The 5,293-nt window shown below is 62.3% G+C and carries 1 protein-coding gene and 1 pseudogene; both read right to left on the bottom strand.

Going from position 1 to position 5,293, the window contains the following annotated elements:
- Window positions 1-651 (bottom strand): annotated as a pseudogene (locus NKJ84_RS32700) (DNA-directed RNA polymerase subunit beta'); the annotation flags it as partial.
- Window positions 652-789: 138 nt separating this feature from the next.
- Window positions 790-4,926 carry a DNA-directed RNA polymerase subunit beta gene (rpoB, locus tag NKJ84_RS32695; protein ID WP_352509951.1) on the bottom strand — a complete coding sequence of 1,379 codons (4,137 nt, stop codon included), beginning with the start codon at window positions 4,924-4,926 and terminating at the stop codon, window positions 790-792.
- Window positions 4,927-5,293: the final 367 nt, after the last annotated feature.

Below are 5,293 nucleotides of genomic sequence, written 5' to 3'. Positions count from 1 at the left end.
CTTCTGCTTGAGCTCGGAGGTGGTCGAAGCCAGTTCCGAACGCAGATCGCCGGCGATCTTCTCGAGGTCCATGCCGGCCAGAAGGTCGTGGATCGCCTCGGCGCCGATCATGGCGGTGAACGAGTCCTCGCCATACTCGTCGACGGCCATCATGTACTCTTCCTCGCTGAGCAGCTGGTGCTCCTTCAGCGCGGTGAGGCCGGGTTCGGTGACGATGTAGTTCTCGAAGTAGAGGACCCGCTCAATGTCCTTCAGCGTCATGTCGAGCAGCGTGCCGATGCGCGACGGCAGCGACTTCAGGAACCAGATATGGGCGACCGGTGCCGCCAGTTCGATATGGCCCATGCGCTCGCGGCGGACGCGCGACAGCGTGACTTCGACGCCGCACTTCTCGCAGATGACGCCCTTGTACTTCATGCGCTTGTACTTGCCGCACAGGCACTCATAGTCCTTGATCGGACCAAAAATGCGCGCGCAGAACAGACCGTCACGCTCCGGCTTGAAGGTGCGGTAGTTGATGGTCTCCGGCTTCTTGATCTCGCCGAACGACCAGGACAGAATCTTCTCAGGGCTGGCAAGCGAGATCCTGATGGAATCGAACACCTGCGCGGGCGCCTGGGGATTGAAGAGATTCATGACCTCTTGGTTCATGCCGTTCTCCTTTTCGGGGTCCTCGAAACCCCTTGCATCTAGCGCGGGCCAAACGCCCGCCGACTTGATCGGCCATCGGCCGAAGAATTTGGGTGCGCCCCGGTCGCGAGAGCCCTCTCCCGCGACCGAGCGTCTTGCTTATTCGGCCGCGTCGGGCAGCCGGATCGGGTTGTCGTCGAGTTTGGTGTTCTCCAGCTCGACATTGAGGCCGAGAGACCGCATTTCCTTGACGAGAACGTTGAAGCTCTCGGGGATGCCGGCTTCGAAGGTGTCGTCGCCTCTGACGATCGCCTCGTAGACCTTGGTGCGGCCGGCGACGTCGTCCGACTTCACCGTCAGCATCTCCTGCAGCGTGTAGGCGGCGCCGTATGCTTCGAGCGCCCAGACCTCCATCTCGCCGAAGCGCTGGCCACCGAACTGCGCCTTGCCGCCCAGCGGCTGCTGGGTAACGAGCGAGTACGGCCCGATCGAACGCGCGTGGATCTTGTCGTCCACAAGGTGGTGAAGCTTGAGCATATATATATAGCCCATCGTCACTTTGCGATCGAACGGCTCGCCGGTGCGTCCGTCATAGAGCTGCGACTGACCGCTGGTGTGCAGGCCCGCCTGCTCCAGCATGATGTTAATGTCGGCCTCGTGCGCGCCGTCGAACACCGGTGTCGCGATGGAGACGCCGCGGCGCATCTGCTCGCTGAGGCGAATGATGCTCTCGTCGTCATATTCGCGGATCGGCTCGTTGCGGTCGTTGGCCGGCATGAAGCTCTCGAGCGTCTTGCGCAGCGGCTTGATGTCGCCCGCAGTCTTGTACGCGTCGATCAGATCGCCAATCTTCTTGCCCATTCCGGCGCAAGCCCAGCCCAGATGCGTTTCCAGGATCTGGCCGACATTCATGCGCGACGGCACACCCAGCGGGTTGAGCACGATATCGGCATGCGTGCCGTCCTCGAGGAAAGGCATGTCCTCGACCGGAACGATCCGCGACACGACACCCTTGTTGCCGTGCCGGCCGGCCATCTTGTCGCCGGGCTGCATCTTGCGCTTCACGGCCACGAAGACCTTGACCATCTTCATGACGCCCGGAGGCATTTCGTCGCCGCGCTGCACCTTCTCGACCTTGTCCATGAAGCGCTGCTCGAGCGCCTTCTTGGAATCGTCGTACTGGCCACGCAGGGCTTCCAGCTCGCTCTGGAGCTTTTCGTTCTCCACGGCAAACTGCCACCACTGCGAACGCGGATACTCGTCCAGCGTGTCCTTCGACAGCTTCGAGCCCTTCTTGAAGCCCTTCGGCCCGGCAATCGCTTCCTTGCCGACAAGAACGTCGGAAAGGCGCGAATAGACGTTGCGGTCGAGGATCGCCTGCTCGTCGTCGCGGTCCTTGGCGAGGCGTTCGATCTCCTCGCGCTCGATCGCCATGGCGCGCTCGTCCTTCTCGACGCCGTGGCGGTTGAAGACACGCACTTCGACGACGGTCCCGAAGGTTCCCGGAGGCATGCGCATCGAGGTGTCGCGCACGTCCGAGGCCTTTTCACCGAAGATGGCGCGCAGCAGCTTTTCTTCCGGCGTCATCGGGCTTTCGCCCTTCGGCGTGATCTTGCCGACCAGGATGTCGCCCGGCTGCACTTCCGCACCGATGTAGACGATGCCGGCCTCATCGAGGTTCTTCAGCGCTTCTTCCGAGACGTTCGGGATATCGCGCGTGATCTCCTCCGGCCCGAGCTTGGTGTCGCGGGCCATGACTTCGAACTCCTCGATGTGGATCGAGGTGAAGACGTCGTCGGCGACGATGCGCTCGGACAGAAGGATGGAATCCTCGTAGTTGTAGCCGTTCCACGGCATGAACGCGACCAGCACGTTCCGGCCGAGGGCCAGATCGCCGAGCTCGGTCGACGGGCCGTCGGCAATGATGTCGCCCTTGTTGACCCGGTCGCCCATGCGCACCAGCGGACGCTGGTTGATGCAGGTGTTCTGGTTCGAACGCTGGAACTTCATCAGCCGGTAGATATCGACGCCGGACTTGCCGGGATCGAGATCTTCCGTGGCGCGGATGACGATACGCGTCGCGTCCACCTGGTCGACGATGCCGCCGCGGCGGGCGCCGATGGCGGCGCCCGAGTCACGGGCGACGATCGGCTCCATGCCAGTGCCGACGAACGGCGCTTCGGCGCGCACCAGCGGCACGGCCTGACGCTGCATATTCGAGCCCATCAGCGCACGGTTGGCGTCGTCGTTCTCGAGGAACGGGATCAGGGCCGCGGCCACCGACACCATCTGCTTCGGCGATACGTCCATCAGATCGACGTTTTCGCGCGGCGCCATCATCACTTCGCCGGCGTTGCGGCAAATGACGAATTCGTCGACGAAATGACCATTCTTGTCGAGCTCGGCATTGGCCTGCGCGACGTGGTGCTTGGCCTCTTCCATAGCCGACAGGTAAACGACCTCATTGGTCAGCTTGCCATTGACGATCTTGCGGTACGGGCTCTCGATGAAGCCGTATTTGTTGACCCGCGCGAAGGTCGCCAGCGAGTTGATCAGGCCGATATTCGGGCCTTCCGGCGTCTCGATCGGGCAGATGCGACCGTAATGCGTCGGATGCACGTCGCGCACTTCGAAACCGGCACGCTCGCGGGTCAGACCGCCCGGTCCAAGCGCCGAAAGACGGCGCTTGTGGGTGATCTCCGACAGCGGGTTGGTCTGATCCATGAACTGCGACAGCTGCGAGGAACCGAAGAACTCGCGCACGGCGGCAGCCGCCGGCTTGGCGTTGATCAGGTCCTGCGGCATCACCGTGTCGATCTCGATCGAGGACATGCGTTCCTTGATCGCGCGCTCCATGCGCAGCAGCCCGACGCGGTACTGGTTCTCCATCAGCTCGCCGACCGAGCGCACGCGGCGATTGCCGAGATTGTCGATGTCGTCGATCTCGCCCTTGCCGTCGCGCAGTTCGACCAGCGTCTTGACCACGGCCAGGATGTCCTCTTTGCGCAGCACGCGCACGGTGTCCTCGGCCTTGAGCTCGAGGCGCATGTTCATCTTGACGCGGCCGACGGCCGACAAGTCGTAGCGCTCGCTGTCGAAGAACAGCGAGTTGAACATGGCTTCGGCGGTCTCGAGCGTCGGCGGCTCGCCCGGGCGCATGACACGATAGATGTCGAACAGTGCGTCCTGGCGGCTCTCGTTCTTGTCGACGTTGAGCGTGTTGCGGATATAGGCGCCGACGTTGACATGGTCGATGTCGAGAACCTTGATCTCGTCCTCGCCGGTGCCGAGCAGCACTTTCAGCGTCTTTTCGTCGATCTCGTCGCCGGCTTCGAGGAATATCTCACCGGTCGCATAGTTGACGATATCCTCGGCGAGATAGTTGCCGAGCAGATCCTCGTCGGTCGCCTTGATCGCCTTGAGACCCTTTTCGCCAAGCGCCCTGGCCTGGCGGGCAGTGATCTTCTTGCCGGCCTCGACGACGACCTCGCCGGTGTCGGCGTCAACCAGGTCACCAACGGCCTTGAGGCCGCGGAAACGCTCGACGTTGAACGGGATACGCCAATGGTCGCCGGCGCGCTTGTAGGTGATCTTGTTGTAGAAGGTCGACAGGATCTCTTCGCCGTCCATGCCGAGCGCCATCAGCAGCGACGTGACCGGAATCTTGCGGCGGCGGTCGATACGGGCGTGCACGACGTCCTTGCTATCGAACTCGATGTCGAGCCATGAGCCGCGATAGGGAATAACGCGCGCGGCAAACAGAAGCTTGCCGGACGAGTGCGACTTGCCCTTGTCATGGTCGAAGAAGACGCCCGGCGAACGGTGCATCTGCGAGACGATGACGCGCTCGGTGCCGTTGACGATGAAGGTGCCGTTCAAGGTCATGAGCGGCATGTCGCCCATGTAAACGTCCTGCTCCTTGATGTCCTTGATCGACTTCGCGCCGGTATCCTCGTCGATATCGAACACGATGAGGCGCAGCGTCACCTTGAGCGGCGCCGCGTAGGTCAGGTCGCGCTGACGGCATTCGTCAACGTCGAATTTCGGTCCCTCGAACTCGTACTTCACGAATTCCAGCATCGAGGAGCCGGAAAAATCGGAAATCGGGAAGACCGACTTGAAAACTGCCTGCAGCCCCTCGTCAGGACGCCCGCCCTTGGGCTCCTCCACCATCAGGAACTGGTCATAGGATGCCTTCTGAACCTCGATCAGGTTCGGCATCTCCGCAACTTCCGGGATCTTTCCGAAAAACTTGCGTACGCGTCTGCGGCCATTGAAAGTCTGGGTCTGGGCCATCGTCGCTCCTTAGCTCAATTCTCGGGACGAGCCTCGCCGCGGCTCGCCTTGCATCTCGGGCCACCTTGGCGGCCCTGTCTTGTTGCCCGCCGCCTGTCGGCGGCTTCTTGTCTTTTCACCCACCACCAATTGGCGGTGGGCCAGAAACGGGAGAAAACCCGTTTCCTGAAGGCCGGTTTGCGGCCCTCAGGAAAGAGGTTTTCGCACTCTTCGCGCTATGAGCCTCCCCTAGACGTGATGGGAGTGGCGGGGCGGGCCCCCCCCGGCCCCGCGGCGAACACCGAAAATAAAGTGAACCAATGGGCCCGCGGGTTGACCCAGGGGGGGGGACATTTTCGCGGGGGGGGGGGGAAAACCGGAAATTTCC

Origin of the sequence: Mesorhizobium sp. M0048 (assembly GCF_040323405.1) — a bacterium.
Taxonomy (GTDB): Bacteria; Pseudomonadota; Alphaproteobacteria; order Rhizobiales; family Rhizobiaceae; genus Mesorhizobium.
Note: the sequence above shows the minus strand (reverse complement) of the source record. Positions and strands in the feature narration are given on the sequence as shown.